Source organism: Actinacidiphila glaucinigra, from assembly GCF_035918135.1.
Taxonomy (GTDB): domain Bacteria; phylum Actinomycetota; class Actinomycetes; order Streptomycetales; family Streptomycetaceae; genus Actinacidiphila; species Actinacidiphila glaucinigra.
In genome coordinates, this window is sequence record NZ_CP109144.1 from 319,048 (window position 1) to 334,342 (window position 15,295).

Genomic DNA, 15,295 nt, shown 5'->3' on the forward strand with positions numbered 1-15,295 from the left:
TGCTGGATCCTCATGTCGCATCCAGCTCCGGCGGCGCGACGATGCGCATGCGGCAACGGACCAGGTCGTCAGGCTGGTAGACGAGCATGCCGAGCGGGGGCGGCCGGGGTTGGCTGCGCCACTCCCTCACCACAGAGTCGAACGTGTGAGCGATTGGCTTATGCGGCGGAGGTGCCGTCCCGGGAGCCCGGGGAACCTCTCCCGTACGTCGAACCTCACAGCACTAGCGACGAAGCCGGCGGCACTGCCCGGCCGGGCCGCCCAGCCGACGTCGCTGGGCGACGCCGTCGATGGCCTGCAGGGGCACTTGCTGAAGCTGGGATTGCAGGTCGTGCAGAAGGAATACGACCCGAAGGGCCCGTCCGGCCACGTCTACGGACAGGTCGCAATCTCGCTCCCCGACGGCCGCCGCCTGGACTTCGTGTACGACGGCGGGTCCTACACCTGGGCCGCCATTCTCGGCGAGCAGGAGATCGAGCTGCCGATGAGCACGTGAGTACCACCCCGAGCACGTCGCCGCAGAGGCGTTCGGGAAGTTGGGCCTGCCCCTGCCCGCAGGGGCCTGAACCGCAGCCGCCGGCTCCCGGCGGTCGCACAACTGCACCGTCCGCACCGGCTCCCCCGGGAGAAACCATGAACGACCAGCCGATCGGCGACTACATCCGCGCTGTGCTGCGCCAGGACTTCGCTGCTGAGCAGGCCCGGCTCGAGAAGATTGCCGCCCTGGAGGCCGAAGGGCGCCGCATTGTCGATGGCGGCCAGACCGGCCAGGGCTCGTGGGAAGTGACCGATTGGCGTACCGGCAAGATCCTCGTAACTGGTATTGGCGGCCTGGAAGAGTACGGCGCCGAGGCGCAGCGCCTAGACCCGGACCGCACGTGGGCCCACATCGACCACATCACCAACAAGACCCAGAACGACAGCAACGGGCCGGTCGGGCTTCCTGAGAGCCTGGCCAACGCTCTGCAGCACTGGCTCCGCTGGCCAGCACCGAGAAATTGTCAATACTTGTGGATGGCTCGTCAGCAACGGTAGGTGGTGAGCGACGAGGCATACTGTCCGTCGTGACGACGTATGACCGCATCGGTGCGACCTACAATCACACGCGGCGAACCGACCGCCGGATCGGTGTCAAGATCCACGAGGCGCTCGGCGATGCTGGCACTGTCATCAACGTCGGTGCGGGTGCCGGCTCCTACGAACCACCGCAAACGGTGCTGGCGGTTGAACCCAGTGCAGTGATGATCGCCCAACGTCCGGCCGGATCTGCGCGGGCCCTACAGGCATCCGCGGAGTCGATCCCCATCGCCGACGACTCGGCCGACGCGGCGATGGCCTTGCTGACCGTGCATCACTGGACGAACCTGGAAGCGGGCATCGGGGAACTCCTCCGGATCGCGCGGCAGCGCGTCGTCATCTTCACGTGGGACCAGGCCATCTTCCGCAGGTTCTGGCTGCTGGACGAGTACCTGCCGGAGGTAGCCGAGTTCGACGACACACGGGCGGTCTCGATCGACCGGCTGGTTGCGCTGCTGGGAGGCGCCCGCATCGAGAAGGTCCTGATCCCGCACGACTGCACCGACGGATTCGGTGCTGCATTCTGGCGCCGACCTGAGGCATACCTCGATCCGGAAGTGCGAGCAGGTATCTCGATGCTTGCCCAAACCGGCGAGGAGGTCCTCCGCCCGGGCCTGACCCGGCTGTCCAACGACCTGTCTTCAGGCCTGTGGCACGAACGGCATGCTGACCTGCTCGACCGCGACACATTGGACGTCGGCTACCGACTTCTCGTAGCGGACCTCTAGGGTCCGTCTTCAAAGATCATCGGGTAGTGGATCATGGTTGCGTGTACGTCGCCATGAACTCACTGACCACGAGTGGGAGTTGCTCACTCCGCTGATACCGCGGGCTGCGACAGGCCGGCCGCGAGTGGATGACCGGCAAGTCATCAACGGGATGGTCTACAAGATCCGGACCGGGATCTCCTGGCGTGACCTGCCGGAACGCTATGGCCCGTGGCAGACGGTCTACACCCGCTTGCGCCGCTACGCACTGCACGGCGTGTTCAACCAGGCCCTGCAACAAGTCCAGGCTGAGGCCGACGCGGCCGGCGACATCGACTGGCCCGTGCAGATCGACTCCACCATCGTCCGCGCCCATCAACATGCCGCAGCCACCGGCAGAAAAGGGGGAGCCTCAGGCCGGACGAAACGGACGATCACGCCCTCGGTCGGTCCCGGGGAGGGCTGACCACCAAAATCCACCTCGCCTGCGACGGCAAAGGCCGCCCACTCGCGATCCTGCTCACCCCAGGACAACGCCACGACAGCATCTGCGCTCGCCCTCTTCTGGAACGCGTCCGTGTCCCCCGCACCGGCCCGGGCCGACCGCGCTGCACGCCTGATCGGGTCGTCGCCGACAAGGCCTACAGCTCCCGCGGATTCCGCGCCTACCTGCGCAAACGCGGGATCGCCCACACCATCCCCGAGAAGATCGACCAGCGACGGCACCGCCAGGCCCCTGGCCGCCACGGCGGCAGACCCCCTATGTTCGACCCGGAAACCTACCGCCGCCGCAACACCGTCGAACGGTGCTTCAACCGGCTCAAAGGCTTCCGAGGGATCGCCACCCGATACGAGAAGACCGCCACCTCCTACGAAGCAGCAGTCACCCTCGCATCGTTCCTGATCTGGGCAAGATCGGTTTGAAGACGGACCCTAGTAGACTGTCGCAGCTAATGTGTGGGGTATAGGTGGCGGAGTTTGGTGCGTGCGTCGTGGGTGGTGAACTGCCAGTTCACCTGACGTTGGTCGGTGTTGGTGGTGTTCTGCCAGGCTGAGAGTTCGGTGTTGAGGGTGTCGAGGTCCGCGATGCGGTGGTCGAGGCATTGCCGGGTCAGTGCGGAGAGTTCGATCTCTGCGATGTTGAGCCATGACCCGTGTTTGGGGGTGTGGTGGATCTCGAGGCGCTGGGCCAGGGCGAAGGCCTCGGCTGGTTCGAATGCTTCGTACAGTGAGGCGATGCCGTGGGTGTTGAGGTTGTCCATGACCAGGACCACGGTCTCGGCGTCGGGGTAGTCCTCGGTCAGTAATCGCTTGACCTGGCCGGCCCAGTCGATCCGGGTGCGACGAGGCTGGGCGTCTACTCGGCGCCACCCGCGCAGGGGTTCAACCCACACAAAGATCGAGCACGTGCCGCAGCGGATGTACTCGCTGTCCTGGCGGGCGTCGCGGCCGGGGCGGGCCGGGAGCGGGTCGCGGGCATGGGCGAGGAGTTGGTAGGGCTTCTCGTCCATGCACACCACTGGGCGGGCCGAGTCATAAGGTCGGGCATAGACGGCCAGCACGTCTTCCATCCGGGCCGCGAACTGCGGGTTTGCTCGTGGTGGGATGGTCCAGCACTTCCTCAGATGAGGACGCAGCCTCGTTTTTTTAAGACCCGCCCGATGGTGGAGTGGTCCAGATCGGGGATGCCCTCGACCAGTGCGACGTGCTTCTCCAGCAGCCGCAGCGACCACCGGGCACGGCCTGCCGGAGGCTGGGAGCACGCCAGGGCGATCAGCCGGGCCTCGACTTCACCAGTCACCGGCGAGGGCACCGGCGGGAGATCCCGCGGTTTCCGCTGGATCGTCGCCTCGACGTCACCACCGCTCTCGGCGAACCGCTTGGCCACCAGCCGCAGCGTCTCGACCGAGACCCCGACCCGGGCAGCGATCGCATCCTGCGAGTCGATCTCACCAGCAGAGGTGTCCAGCGCGAGCAGCACCCGCGCCCGCCTGATCACCGAGGCCGGATGGACCCCCGTCGTGGTCACCCGAACCAGCACTTCACGATCGCCCGCGGTCAGCACCACCGGCCTCTTCTTCTGCGAACCCATCACACCAACTCCCGCTCGACAGAAGGGAAGGAACATCTGCCGGACACCACCATCCCAACCAAATAACCCAGGATTAAGCAACGACACGCTACTAGTAGGACTTCATTAGGTCTGTCTTGATCTTGGTGGTGTAGGCGTGCGTTCGGGGAGGGGTTGCTGGCAGGTGGTGCGGATACCGGTCCAGCACCTCAAGATGTCCTGGAGGGCGTCGAGGAGGCGGTAGAGGGTGAGGCCGGCGCTGACGCTTTTGGGGACAGGCGTCGTTCGGTGAGGAAGGCGTGGGCGGCGGTCACGAGGGTGACGTGGTGGTGCCAGCCCGGCCAGGACCGGCCTTCGAAGTGGTCCAGGCCCAGGCCGTGCTTGAGTTCGCGGTAGTCGTGCTCGATGCGCCAGCGGACCTTGGCCAGCCGGACCAGCTCGGCGATCGGGGTGTCGGCCGGCAGATTGGACAGCCAGTAGTCGGTGGGCGCTTCCGCGTGGGTCGGCCATTCGATCAGGAGCCAGCAGTCGGGCAGGATGCCATCCCACCAGCCTTGTTCTGCTGAGGCGGCGGCTCGGATGGGGCGTTCGACGGCTTTGCCGGCGGGACGGACACGCATGGCCGCGAAGCGGGAGCGTAAGTCTCCTCGGGATCCTTGGCGCCAGGTCACCGTGGTGAAGGCTTCGCGTTCCAGGCCGGCGGCCAGTTCTGCCGCCGAGGGTGCGGGGTGCCGGTAGCGGGGCTGGGGCCAGCATGCGGTGTCGCCGCGGCGCTCGGGAGCCTCGGGCTCGGTGTCGAGGGCGTGCGCGGTTACGTTCGCGCGGATCGCCAGGACGTAGGCGATGTCGCGTTCGGTCAGTGCGGCCCGCAGGTGGGCGTTGGTCCCGTAAGCGGCGTCGGCCACAATGACGGGCGGAGTCATGCCCCAGGCGGCGAGGGTGTCCAGCATGTCCAGGGCCAGGCGCCACTTCTCGCGGTCGCCGACCTCGGGCGGGATGCGGGTTGTGGTGCGGCGGTCGGCGTCCGAAGTCCATTCCTGCTGGAGGAACAGGCGTTATTGCAGCGGGCAGGAGGCGGTGTCACTGGCAGCGGGCACGCTGACCGCGACCTGGCAGTTGGCCCGCTTGCCCAGCGAGCCGCAGTACTGCGGAGCCACTGCAACCGACATCCGGCCGTCCTTGGTCCTTGGGCATCGACACATCGTCGATCACCCAGGCCGTCGGGGCGACCAAAGGCAGCATCCGCTCGGCGATCCGTCGCTGCACCGGCACCGAATCCCACGTCGACTGGCTCACGAACTGCTGCAGGTTCTGCTCGTTGCCGTCCGGCAACCGAGATGCCATCGCCTGAATCGACTTACGGCGGCCGTCCAGCATCAGCCCCCGCAGGTAGCAGTCACGTATGGAGCCGCCACCGGCCTTCAGAAACGACATCCACCTTGCCGTCCCCGACGCGAACGGCCGTCTCGTCATCGATGAAGTAGATGGGGAAGTCCGCCCGCGCAGCGATGCGATCAGCCCAGGCGTCGTCCCGCTCGGGGAAATCCGGCGAGTGGAGGTGGGGCTTGAGATACCAGTCGAAGAGGCCGAACGGCGGCTCCACGGTCGTCGCGCCGAGTACGTGGAGGTCCGTGGCGTCCCCGATGACGTCGGCGGAGCGCCCGGTGAGATTCCGGCTAAAGATCATTGATCCGGCGCTCATCCCCACATAGACCCGGCTCGCCAGCGCCTCAAGGAAGCCGTCGGCCAGGTCGTTGCCCGTGATGCTGCGCGCGAGGTGGTAGTGACTGCCGCCCGCGACATAGATGACGTCGGCGTGCAGCAGCCGGTCGAGCACCATCTGCCGGGGCAGTCCGTTCAGCTCCAGGACATCAAACTCACGCCAGCCGAGGCTGTGCATTCGGTTCATGTCCGCGACGAGCCATCCGTGGTCCCCGGGCTCTGCAACTGACGCCGTGGGAATGTACACGACGTTCGCCGATCCAAAAGGCTTTGCCAGCATGTCCCGCAGCGCATCCTGCAGTGTCTCGTTGCGCAGGCCAGCTGCCGTCAACAGAAGCTCCATCGGGCGAGCCAATCACGGCTGGTGGGCGCGCGCAACGAACCCAGGATAAGCACCATCATCATGGCATGACCGCATCAGGAACAGCACCGACCAGCCAGTCCTGTCATTTCGAGGGCGTCGGTCATGACGCGGTGGGCAAGGTAGGCGATGGGGTCGATGAGCGGGCGGCGGCAGCCGGTGTCGGTCATCTCCCGCAGCCGTACAGGGCGGGCCGACTGATGCATGGAGCGGGGCCGGCAGTTCAGGTGCAGGTGCCACCGCTTTCCCACCACTGGCCGTTGTCCCGGTCAGTGGTGCGGTCGTGGTTCCAAGCGATCACCACCTGTGCGCCGTCGAGGCCGACGACGCGCAGGACCAGCGGTTCGGAGCCACGGCGTCCCGCAGCACGGCGGCCGCGACGGGGTCGGGGGCATCGCCGAGCCCGGTGATGAGCGGGTGGTCGCGGTCGATCAGAGGCAACAGCCCCTCCGGCTTCGTTTACGAGAATGAGTTCTGGCTCAACTTCTGTGGTCCATGACTGTGGGTCACCGGTCATATCTCGAAGAGGGCTTCGTCTTGTGGCGGGATCGGGGGGTCGAGGACGTCGCGCAGGCGGGTGATGTCTTGGCGCCATCTCGGACCGTTCGTGGTCTCGTCCCACAGTTCGGCGATTTCAGACCGCTCGTCGACTACTCGGTCCAGGGCGCCGACGGCCAGCCTCCGAAGGTCCGCGGGCAACTCCGGCAGCGGCTCTGATGGGCCGTAGTTCGAGCATGCGGGCTCGCCGTCAGGGTGCTGTGCGACCACCAGGGCTGCTGCGGCAACTGCTCGCTCGGCGTCGGGGGTGATCAGGTAGTCCGCAGGGTCCGCGGCGCGTTTGAGGACTCTGCGGATCATGGACTCGCGTTCTTCCATGGTTGCCTCGTCCAGGTCGCCGGCGACGTCGGCGGCGGTGTCATTGTCGAAGGGGCCCATGTCCCAGGTGCCCATATCTCTCCTCGCGCGGTCGTCTGGGGATCGTCGCATTGGCCACCGACAATGAGGTCAGGAGGCAAGCAGCACCCGCTTGCGCAGGAGCTTGAAACCAGCGCGTCCGAACATCTGCCGTTTGATCATTTTGATGCGATTGGCGTGGCCTTCCACTACGCCCGAGCTCCAGGGCAGGGTCAGGCCGGCGATGACGGCGTCGAGGTCGCGGTCGATTCCAGTGGCGAGGGTGTGGAGGCTGGGCAGGCCGTCCTGCCGAACTGCGTCGAGCCACTCCGGAAGACGCTCGCCCTGGCGGTCGGTGAGCATGGTCGCGAAGGAACGGACGTGGCGGGTCAGGCATCGAGCTCGGGGCACTGGGTGCGGATGGTCTTGAGCTGGAGTTGTTCGGGCTCGGTGAGGGTTTCCGGGCGGCGGAGGATCCATCCGGAGACCGTTCGGGGCGACGGCGGTCACCGGTCGCGGTGAGGTGCGCTTCGTGTGCAGGTAGGCGCGGAAACGCTGGTAGCTGCCCTTGTACGCACCCCGTCATCGGGCTCGCCCGCACCCACGGCCACTCAACCCGTGACGGGGTGGACCCTGCAGTATCGAAGCGCTCTTCTCGCCGCCCATCCTGTGGCGTACGCGCCCTGAGGTCGCAGTGCCCCCTATCTCGCCCTGCGTGGGGCACCTCCGTCTCCGTCCCTGCTCACCTGTGCCGGGTCAGCGGGTCCGCCTGCCCGGCAGCTACACCGGCTGAACCCGCTTCCCCAGATCCGGCCCGGCGGGCGAATCCATCAAACGGTGCTGTCCGCGATCTTGGGGCTTGCAGCGGCGGCGTAACAGTTCGCCGGTCGACTGGGCGCTGCAGTAGGTGCCAGCGCCAGAGGTGCCGCATGCCGCACGCAAGGGGCCGAAGTGACGCCCTCGTCCCGATGTGACCGCACATACGGTTACCGCCCGGGGAAGCACTTCTCGATCAAGGAAAATACCTTTGGCAATCGTTAAGTGTGCAAGCGTTACTTGCATCAAAGTTAAACGGCAGGTACCTTTCCTGTGGGTCGGAGCCGACGGCGATCGGCCGACCCCCTTGCCCGTGCCCGTTGTGGCAGCCCGGGCTGTACGCGCCGCTGTGCCGGCGCCATCACATCGATGAACACGCGGCGCATCGAGTGCTGCCCTTTCACCAGTCAAGAATCACTATCCGAAGGACATCCCCATGGACCTGAAGCTCGAAATGATCGTGCTCCCCGTCTCCGACATCGACCGGGCAAGGGCCTTCTACGAGAAGGTCGGCTTCCGTCTCGACGTCGATTACACGGCCAGTGACGACTTCCGGGTGGTGCACTTCACCCCGCCCGGCTCCGAGTGCTCGATCATCTTCGGCAAGGGAATGACCGATATCCCTGCGGGCGCGTTCCAGGGCCTGTATCTCATCGTGTCCGACATCGACGAGGCTCACGCAGAGCTCACGGGTCGCGGTATCGCCGTCAGCGAGATCTTCCACGATGAGGGTGGTCTCCTCCACCACGGCCACGCGGGCGGCAGGTGCGTCCACGACGGTAAAGGGCAGCGGCGCATCGCCGGCCTGCACCCCGAGCGCGCCTCCTATGGCTCCTACCTCACCTTCAGTGACCCGGACGGCAACGGCTGGGTGCTCCAGGAAGTGAGCAAGCGGCTCCCTGGCCGCTGAGCCGCCCCGTCCACCCCACCACCCGGTGCCGGACCGGGCTATGCGGTCAGCCGCAGGTCCCGCCTGATACAGCGCATGCACAGCCTGGTGGAACGGTGCACGGCCTCGACCCCCGGCTCTCCCGGCAGGTGCCAGATCCCTCGAGGTGCAGCCGGCTGCACCACCACCGGCACACCCCGCACCCCCCGGCGGCCGACACGGGAGTCCGTCGACGGGCTGCCTGCCTCCCCCTTTCGCTGCAGGCGACCGAGGCCCGCGTGTCGGCAGTCATCCGGGCCTGCGATTCCTGACCTGATTCCTCCCACACCAGTACGGAGCAGTGATGAACGAGACCACCCGCATTTACGACGTGATCGTCATCGGCGCAGGGCCGGTTGGCGAGAACGTGGCCGAACGCGCTCGTGCCGCCGGGCTGAGCACCGTGATCGTGGAGCGCGAACTGCTGGGCGGCGAATGCTCCTTCTGGGCCTGCGACCCCAGCAAGGCGCTGCTGCGCCCGGTGGTAGCACAGGCTGACGCGCGCCGGGTGCCCGGGCTCGGTCAGGCGGTCGCCGGGCCACTGGATGCCGGGGCGGTCCTCGCTCACCGCGACAAGATGGCCTCCTACTGGAAGGACGAGGACCAGGTCGACTGGTTGAACTCAGTCTCCGTCGATCTGATCCGCGGCCACGGCTGGCTCGACGGCCCCCGCAGGGTCCGCGTCGAGACTGCGGACGGAGACACGATCACGCTCTCGGCGCGGCACGCCGTGGCCGTGGCCACCGGCACCCATGCGGCTGTGCCCGCGGTTCCCGGCCTGGACACCGTCCGTGCATGGACCAGCCGTGAGGCGACCAGCGCCGACAAGGTTCCCGGACGCCTGGCCATCGTCGGCGGCGGCGTGGTGGCCGTCGAGATGGCCACCGCCTGGCAGGCGCTCGGCTCTGAGGTGACCATGCTGGTTCTCGAGGACGGGCTGCTGCGGCGAATGGAACCCTTCGCCGGCCGGCTGGTGACGGACGGCCTGCGTGAGGCCGGCGTCGACGTCCGGTTCAAGACCTCCGTGGCCTCCCTGGCGCGTGAGAACGGCGAGGTCCAGATCGCCCTTGCCGACGGCGGGCACCTGGTGGCGGACGAGATCCTGTTCGCCACCGGCCGGGCCCCCAACACCTGGGACCTGGGGGTGGAGACGATCGGTCTCACCCCGGGGGACTGGCTGAAGGTGGACGACACCTTCCGGGTGACCGGCGTCGCCGACGGCTGGTTGTACGCCGTCGGCGACGTCAACCACCGTGCCCTGCTGACCCACCAGGGCAAGTACCAGGCCCGCATCGCCGGCGCTGTCATCGGGGCGCGCGCCAGCGGCGAACCGGTCGACGACACCATGTGGGGTGCGCATGTGGCTACCGCCGACCACATGGCCGTTCCGCAGGTGGTCTTCACGCATCCGGAAGTCGCCTCCGTCGGCATGACCACTCACGACGCCATAGGTTTCGGGCACCGGATCAAGGTGGTCGACTACGACCTGGGGCACGTGGCGGGCGCCCACCAGTACGCCGAGGGGTACCGCGGTCAGGCCCGCATGCTCATCGACCTCGACCGTGGCACCGTGGCCGGCGTGACGTTCGCCGGGCCCGGCGTGGCGGAACTGGTGCACTCGGCCACCGTCGCTGTCGCCGGCGAGGTGCCGATCGACCGGCTCTGGCATGCCGTGCCGGCCTTTCCCACGATCAGCGAGATCTGGCTGAGGCTGCTGGAGACCCACCGGGGCTGAGGGAGCCTCGGCCGGACGGCGGGGCCTGACGTTTCCGGCGTTCGCCGCCGACCGTTGGTTCGCCTCACGTGGGGCCCCCTGCTGTACAGCCCCTCCTGCGGATCGTTCCGCTCACCTGTCGTCAGACTCTCACCTCCCTAATTCGCCCTGCTGGGAGACAAGTTGGCAATGAGCGCGCCGCCGCCGGCCAGCTTTGGGCCACATGACTGTCATGGCTCTGCCCGCAGGATCCGCGTCACGTTACCTAGGAACAGCGCCACCGCCGCTACGGAATCTAGGTCACGTTCCGGATTACCGCGCTTACAGCTAGCGCCCACTATTGAAGTGCGCCGGAAGACAGGAGCGGGCCACAAGGCCTCAGCCGGCCGGCGGGATCGCGATTCGCGGAAATCTCGGCGAACTTCGCGTCGCCCGCCTTTCCTGCTAATCGCTTTAGGCATTAGGGAGATCATCATGTCCGTCAGCACTGACCGACACGCCATCCGTCCGTTCACCGTCCAGTTCTCCGAGGCGGAGCTCGCGGACCTGCGGCAGCGCATTGAGGCAACGCGCTTCCCCGAGAAGGAGACCGTCGAGGACCAGTCTCAGGGCACCCAGCTCGACACGGTACGCAAGCTCGCGGAGTACTGGGCGAAGGAGTACGACTGGCGCACGGTCGAGGCGAAGCTGAACTCCTACCCGCAGTTCATCACCGAGATCGACGGGCTGGACATTCACTTCATCCACGTCCGCTCGAAGCACGAGGACGCGCTGCCGGTCATCGTGACGCACGGCTGGCCGGGCTCGATCGTCGAGCAGCTGAAGATCATCGAGCCGCTGACCAACCCCACCGCCCACGGCGGTGACGCCTCGGACGCCTTCCACGTGGTGATCCCCTCGATGCCCGGCTACGGCTTCTCCGGCAAGCCCGCCGCCAAGGGCTGGGACCCCAAGCGGATCGCCCGCGCGTGGGGTGAGCTGATGAAGCGCCTGGGCTACACCAAGTACGTCGCGCAGGGCGGCGACTGGGGCGCGATCGTCACGGACCTCATGGGTGCGCAGGAGCCCGAGGGCCTGGCCGGCATCCACACCAACATGCCGGGCGTGATCCCGGGCGACATCGACGCCGCGCTCGCCAAGGGCAACCCGCTGCCCGAGGGCCTGTCGCTGTCCGACGAGGAGCAGGCCGCGGTCGAGCAGCTGGACTTCGTGTACCGGCACGTCTACTACGCCTACATGATGGGCTCGCGCCCGCAGTCCCTGACCGGGCTCGCGGATTCTCCTGTGGGTCTGGCCTCTTTCATGCTCGACCACGACGCCGCCAGCCTGGCCCTGATCACCAGGGCTTTCGACGGCGTGACCGAGGGTCTGTCCCGGGACGACGTCCTGGACAACATCACCCTGTTCTGGCTGACCAACACGGCAGTCTCCGCGGCACGTCTGTACGCGGAGAACACCACCGCGTTCTTCGGCGTCAACGGCGTCAAGCTCCCCGTCGCCGTCAGCGTCTTCCCCGACGAGCTCTACCAGGCCCCCAAGAGCTGGGCCGAGCAGGCCTACCCGAACCTCGTCCACTACAACCGGCTCCCCAAGGGCGGGCACTTCGCCGCCTGGGAGCAGCCGGAGCTGCTCGTCGGCGAGATGCGTGCGGGCTTCCGTACCCTGCGCTGACGCTACGGCCTGTGCCCTATCGCGTGCACAGACCGTAGCCCGGCGGGGCGGCCGAGCGGCTCGATACCGAGCTGCCCGGCCGCCCCGGGTCGCGCGGCCCTGGGCCGTGGACTTCCCTGCGGTCACCGGACATTGCATCCCTGCACCTGATCGCTGTGCCGTGACCGCCGGCTCGGCGATGGCAACCGCCCGTCCCCTTCTACCGAGAAGGGGTTCCTTGGCAGTTTGGAGAAACACGTGTCTTCAGCGATAGCGGTGTCCGTTGACACTTCATGCCTGCCGGTCATCACGGACTGTGCGAAGGGCCGGCATCGGGGGAAAGCAGCATCCGAACGTCTGCGAGACCTCTGGCTGACCGGACACGGACGGCATCGCCGTGTCGCAACGGTCGTCTCCACACGAGGGCAGACATGAACCGGTCTTCCTCCCGCATCGATCCCGTCCGCCCGGTCAGGCACATGGACGAGCGGGATGGGTGCAGCGCTCTGATCCGGCGGGCGGCCTGCGGGGAGACCAGGATCGCGCGGTTCGACCGTGAGACCATGCCCTTCCTCGGCCGGCTGTACGCAGCCGCAACGCGGATGGCATGTGGCCATGCCGACCCCGACGACCTGGTTCAGCAGACGTACCTGCAGGCATTTGAGGCGTTCGAGACGCTGCCCGAGGGGGGCAGCGTGAAAGTCTGGCTGTTCCGGATCCTCGCCGACACCGTGCTCGACGCCTTCGGCGAGCGGAACCGGCCCGGGGGCTTTGCCCTCCAGCCCGCAGCAGAACGCTCGCAGGAGGTCACCGGTGCGCGGACTTGGGTCGCTGGTGAACACGCGACTCGGGTCACACAGGCGCTGGACCTACTGCCCGACGAGGAAGTGTCCGCTGCGCTGCGGCGCCTGCCGGCCGAGGTACGGATCGTGGTGTATCTGGCCGACGCTGAAGACTTCACTGCTGCCGACGTCGCGGAGATCCTGGGCATCCTTCCGGGCACTGTGCGATCGCGTCTCCGCCACGGACGGAACCTTCTCCTTGGAACGCTCACTGCCGCCGCCCATCGGCGCGGGCTGCTCGACTGACTGCGCGATCGGTCCCTGACGGCTGGCGGCCCCGCCCAGGGAGTTACTGGCTTGCGGTGACGTTTGCCGTCAGGCGCTCCAGGAGAGCCTTGACATTCCCGACGTCGGCCGGGGTGAGGCCTACAGCCTGCCCGATCGTGGCGGGAATGACGCGCGCGCGCTTCCGCAGTTCGGCACCCTGTTCGGTGAGGCTGATCTGCACCGAACGCTCGTCGTTCGCCTGGCGCTCGCGCCGGACCAGGCCGTGAGCCTGCAGGCGCTTCAGCAGCGGCGTCAAGGTGCCGTAGTCGAGTTGCAGGAGCTTGCCCAGCGATTTGATGGGCAGCGCACCGTGTTCCCACAGCACCAGCATGACCAAGTACTGCGGATAGGTCAGGTCGAACTCTTCCAGCAGAGGCCGGTAGCGGTTGGTCAAGGCCCGCTGCGCCGCGTACAGGGCGAAACACATCTGGTCGTCGAGGAGCAGGCTGACCTCGTCAGTCTCCGCCGTTGGTTGCTCGACGGCGGGCTGGTTCTCACTCATCGCAACTCCTCTCACATAATACTTGCGCACTAAACTATACACTTCACAACTTCCATGCAGGCCATTATATTGCGCACACTTAAAATTGCCACATAGGGTTGCGGAACCAGTGCGTGGAGTACGCGGCGCCCGTTCCCGGTGCCATCCCGCCTCGCGGAATCCGATCTGCAGAAATTCCGGTACTGCACTGCTTATTGGTGCTGAAGAGGGCCATGTGAATCATGTGCTTGGTCTCGCCCCGTCTGCCGAGGCCCTGGCATGGCGCGGGATGCTCCTGGGTGAGCCCCAGCCACCGGTGAGGGTCGTTGCCTTGCTGCCGAGGCGGCATTGTCGAGGAACTGTCGTCACCAGGTGCGGCAACGGCACTCCGCTTCCTTGAGGCGGGCCGTTCCCCGGCGGCGCACGGCCGCATCCAGGGTTCGCAGTCACATTACCGATGCCGCAAGGCACGCTTTCGAGGTTGGATCGCAGGCAGCGTCTGTGCCCAGGGCGGGGCCGGGAAATCGGCAGCTGACGCGGCCCGCCACGGGCTCGATTCCCCCAGCTCCACAGATTCGCCCCTCCCCCCACCAGGAGTACGTGATGCCTGACTACGTCCCCTCGCAGCAGCCGGATCTTGAACCGGCTGCTCGCGAGTTCGCCGAAGCCACCGCTGCCGCGCCGTTCCCGTTCGATCTGGGACCGGCCGCAGGCCGTAAGGCACTGGAGAAGGCGCAGGCTTTGGAACTCCACCACCTTGAGGTGGAGGACAGTTGGGTCGCGGTTTCCGGCGGGCCGAAGGGAAGCGTCGCGGTGCGCCTCGTGCGCCCGAGACACGCCGATGGGCCGCTGCCCGCCGTCTTGTACATCCACGGCGGCGGCTGGGTCCTCGGGGGCACGCGCACCCACGACCGCCTGGTGCGCGAACTGGCCATCGGCGCGCGAGCTGCCGTGATCTTCCCCGAGTACACCCTTTCTCCCGAGGCCCGCTACCCCCAGGCGCTGGAAGAGTGCTACACGGTCGCCCGCTGGGTGACCCGCCAGGGAAGTGAGCACGGCATCGACCCCACACGAATGGCCGTGGCCGGCGACTCCACGGGCGGCAACCTCAGCACGGTCCTGACGTTGCTGGCCAAGGAACGCGGGGACGTCTCCTTCCGCCATCAGGTGTTGTTCTATCCCGTCACCAACGCGGACTTCGGCACCCGCTCCTACCGTCAGTTCACCGAGGGCTACTTCCTGCGCCGAGATGTCATGCAGTGGTTCTGGGACCAGTACACGACCGACGAAGGGCAACGCTCACAGATCACGGCCAGCCCGCTGCGCGCCACCGAGCAGGAACTCGCCGGCCTGCCCCCGGCCCTGGTCATCACCGCGGAGGCCGACGTCCTGAGGGACGAAGGTGAGGCCTACGCCGAGAAGCTGCGCACCGCCGGAGTTCCCGTGACCGCGACCCGCTACGAGGCGACCATCCACGACTTCGTCATGCTCAACGCGCTGTCGGCGACAGACGCGGCCCGCAAGGCGGTCGCCCAGGCCGTGACCACCCTCCGGCAGGCGCTTGGCACCGGGAGCTGACTCCTGTTCGAGCCTGCGGCGCCGTCATGGTTGCCGCAGTGAGCGTTGCCTGGCAGAACGATCCCTCATCGACGTTGCCGCGCCGGGAGACCGATCGCACACAGGAGCGGCTCGAAGCCGCAAACCGGCTCCGGGAAGCGCGCAGCCGGGATGCCGGCGGGGAGGCGCCTGGCCCGGGCGCGCACCC

The 15,295-nt window shown here is 67.2% G+C and carries 16 protein-coding genes and 1 pseudogene; 9 read left to right on the forward strand and 8 right to left on the reverse strand.

All coding sequences use genetic code 11. From position 1 onward, the window contains the following. Positions 1-145 precede the first annotated feature (145 nt). The 4 genes from OIE69_RS01475 to OIE69_RS01490 all read left to right on the forward strand — a co-directional run bounded on the left by OIE69_RS01475 (position 146) and on the right by OIE69_RS01490 (position 2,708). Entirely contained in the window at positions 146-496 is a 351-nt protein-coding gene (locus OIE69_RS01475; RefSeq protein ID WP_326570101.1) for a hypothetical protein, read from the forward strand. Positions 497-633: 137 nt separating this feature from the next. Beyond that, positions 634-1,035: a hypothetical protein gene (locus OIE69_RS01480; protein WP_326570102.1), complete on the forward strand. Its 402-nt coding sequence runs from the start codon at positions 634-636 to the stop codon at positions 1,033-1,035. Between the two features lie 29 nt (positions 1,036-1,064). Beyond that, positions 1,065-1,805: a methyltransferase domain-containing protein gene (locus OIE69_RS01485; protein ID WP_326570103.1), complete on the forward strand. Its 741-nt coding sequence runs from the start codon at positions 1,065-1,067 to the stop codon at positions 1,803-1,805. A gap of 37 nt (positions 1,806-1,842) precedes the next feature. Further along, a protein-coding gene (locus tag OIE69_RS01490; protein WP_326570104.1) for an IS5 family transposase occupies positions 1,843-2,708 on the forward strand; the annotation gives its coding sequence in 2 pieces (ribosomal slippage) (positions 1,843-2,202 and positions 2,205-2,708; 864 coding nt in all). A 26-nt stretch (positions 2,709-2,734) separates the two neighbouring features. On the opposite strand, the gene OIE69_RS01495 is transcribed toward OIE69_RS01490, so the two are convergent. The 7 genes and pseudogenes from OIE69_RS01495 to OIE69_RS01525 all read right to left on the reverse strand — a co-directional run bounded on the left by OIE69_RS01495 (position 2,735) and on the right by OIE69_RS01525 (position 7,312). Then, a complete protein-coding gene (locus OIE69_RS01495; protein ID WP_326570105.1) occupies positions 2,735-3,517 on the reverse strand; it encodes an IS630 family transposase in 783 nt (260 codons plus the stop codon). Then, positions 3,406-3,876, reverse strand: coding sequence for a helix-turn-helix domain-containing protein (locus OIE69_RS01500; protein ID WP_326570106.1), 471 nt, complete (start codon positions 3,874-3,876; stop codon positions 3,406-3,408). Before OIE69_RS01500 ends, OIE69_RS01495 begins: the two co-directional genes overlap by 112 nt. A gap of 188 nt (positions 3,877-4,064) precedes the next feature. Continuing rightward, positions 4,065-5,289: pseudogene (locus OIE69_RS01505) on the reverse strand (IS701 family transposase). After that, on the reverse strand, positions 5,252-5,920 hold the full coding sequence (locus OIE69_RS01510) for a Type 1 glutamine amidotransferase-like domain-containing protein (RefSeq protein ID WP_326570107.1): 669 nt from the start codon (positions 5,918-5,920) through the stop codon (positions 5,252-5,254). Before OIE69_RS01510 ends, OIE69_RS01505 begins: the two are co-directional and overlap by 38 nt. Before the next feature lie 315 nt (positions 5,921-6,235). After that, on the reverse strand, positions 6,236-6,379 hold the full coding sequence (locus tag OIE69_RS01515; protein ID WP_326570108.1) for a hypothetical protein: 144 nt from the start codon (positions 6,377-6,379) through the stop codon (positions 6,236-6,238). A 72-nt stretch (positions 6,380-6,451) separates the two neighbouring features. Continuing rightward, positions 6,452-6,889 (reverse strand): DUF4259 domain-containing protein, encoded by a 438-nt coding sequence (locus tag OIE69_RS01520; protein WP_326570109.1) that lies wholly within the window; start codon positions 6,887-6,889, stop codon positions 6,452-6,454. 54 nt (positions 6,890-6,943) lie between these two features. Beyond that, entirely contained in the window at positions 6,944-7,312 is a 369-nt protein-coding gene (locus OIE69_RS01525; protein ID WP_326570110.1) for a transposase, read from the reverse strand. A gap of 772 nt (positions 7,313-8,084) precedes the next feature. Here OIE69_RS01525 and OIE69_RS01530 point away from each other — a divergent pair. The 4 genes from OIE69_RS01530 (at position 8,085) to OIE69_RS01545 (ending at position 13,028) form a co-directional block, all read left to right on the forward strand. Beyond that, positions 8,085-8,558, forward strand: a complete 474-nt coding sequence (locus OIE69_RS01530; RefSeq protein ID WP_326570111.1) for a VOC family protein — start codon at positions 8,085-8,087, stop codon at positions 8,556-8,558. A 322-nt stretch (positions 8,559-8,880) separates the two neighbouring features. After that, positions 8,881-10,311 carry a dihydrolipoyl dehydrogenase family protein gene (locus tag OIE69_RS01535; protein WP_326570112.1) on the forward strand — a complete coding sequence of 477 codons (1,431 nt, stop codon included), beginning with the start codon at positions 8,881-8,883 and terminating at the stop codon, positions 10,309-10,311. A 453-nt stretch (positions 10,312-10,764) separates the two neighbouring features. Continuing rightward, the gene (locus tag OIE69_RS01540) at positions 10,765-11,961 is read left to right on the forward strand and encodes an epoxide hydrolase family protein (protein ID WP_326570113.1); all 1,197 of its coding nucleotides are present in this window, start codon (positions 10,765-10,767) and stop codon (positions 11,959-11,961) included. Positions 11,962-12,503: 542 nt separating this feature from the next. Beyond that, the gene (locus OIE69_RS01545) at positions 12,504-13,028 is read left to right on the forward strand and encodes a sigma-70 family RNA polymerase sigma factor (protein ID WP_326570114.1); all 525 of its coding nucleotides are present in this window, start codon (positions 12,504-12,506) and stop codon (positions 13,026-13,028) included. 43 nt (positions 13,029-13,071) lie between these two features. Here OIE69_RS01545 and OIE69_RS01550 read toward each other — a convergent pair whose 3' ends face one another. Next, positions 13,072-13,551: a MarR family winged helix-turn-helix transcriptional regulator gene (locus tag OIE69_RS01550; protein WP_326570115.1), complete on the reverse strand. Its 480-nt coding sequence runs from the start codon at positions 13,549-13,551 to the stop codon at positions 13,072-13,074. A gap of 582 nt (positions 13,552-14,133) precedes the next feature. Between OIE69_RS01550 and OIE69_RS01555 the strand changes: the two genes are divergently transcribed. Beyond that, a complete protein-coding gene (locus OIE69_RS01555) occupies positions 14,134-15,108 on the forward strand; it encodes an alpha/beta hydrolase (protein ID WP_326570116.1) in 975 nt (324 codons plus the stop codon). Positions 15,109-15,295 lie beyond the last annotated feature (187 nt).

Coding starts and splice junctions, on each gene's coding strand:
- OIE69_RS01480 (WP_326570102.1), top strand. CDS start 634: ATGAACGACCAGCCGATCGGCGACTACATCCGCGCTGTGCTGCGCCAG.
- OIE69_RS01500 (WP_326570106.1), bottom strand. CDS start 3,876: ATGGGTTCGCAGAAGAAGAGGCCGGTGGTGCTGACCGCGGGCGATCGT.
- OIE69_RS01510 (WP_326570107.1), bottom strand. CDS start 5,920: ATGGAGCTTCTGTTGACGGCAGCTGGCCTGCGCAACGAGACACTGCAG.
- OIE69_RS01520 (WP_326570109.1), bottom strand. CDS start 6,889: ATGGGCACCTGGGACATGGGCCCCTTCGACAATGACACCGCCGCCGAC.
- OIE69_RS01525 (WP_326570110.1), bottom strand. CDS start 7,312: ATGGATCCTCCGCCGCCCGGAAACCCTCACCGAGCCCGAACAACTCCA.
- OIE69_RS01530 (WP_326570111.1), top strand. CDS start 8,085: ATGGACCTGAAGCTCGAAATGATCGTGCTCCCCGTCTCCGACATCGAC.
- OIE69_RS01535 (WP_326570112.1), top strand. CDS start 8,881: ATGAACGAGACCACCCGCATTTACGACGTGATCGTCATCGGCGCAGGG.
- OIE69_RS01540 (WP_326570113.1), top strand. CDS start 10,765: ATGTCCGTCAGCACTGACCGACACGCCATCCGTCCGTTCACCGTCCAG.
- OIE69_RS01545 (WP_326570114.1), top strand. CDS start 12,504: ATGCCCTTCCTCGGCCGGCTGTACGCAGCCGCAACGCGGATGGCATGT.
- OIE69_RS01550 (WP_326570115.1), bottom strand. CDS start 13,551: ATGAGTGAGAACCAGCCCGCCGTCGAGCAACCAACGGCGGAGACTGAC.
- OIE69_RS01555 (WP_326570116.1), top strand. CDS start 14,134: ATGCCTGACTACGTCCCCTCGCAGCAGCCGGATCTTGAACCGGCTGCT.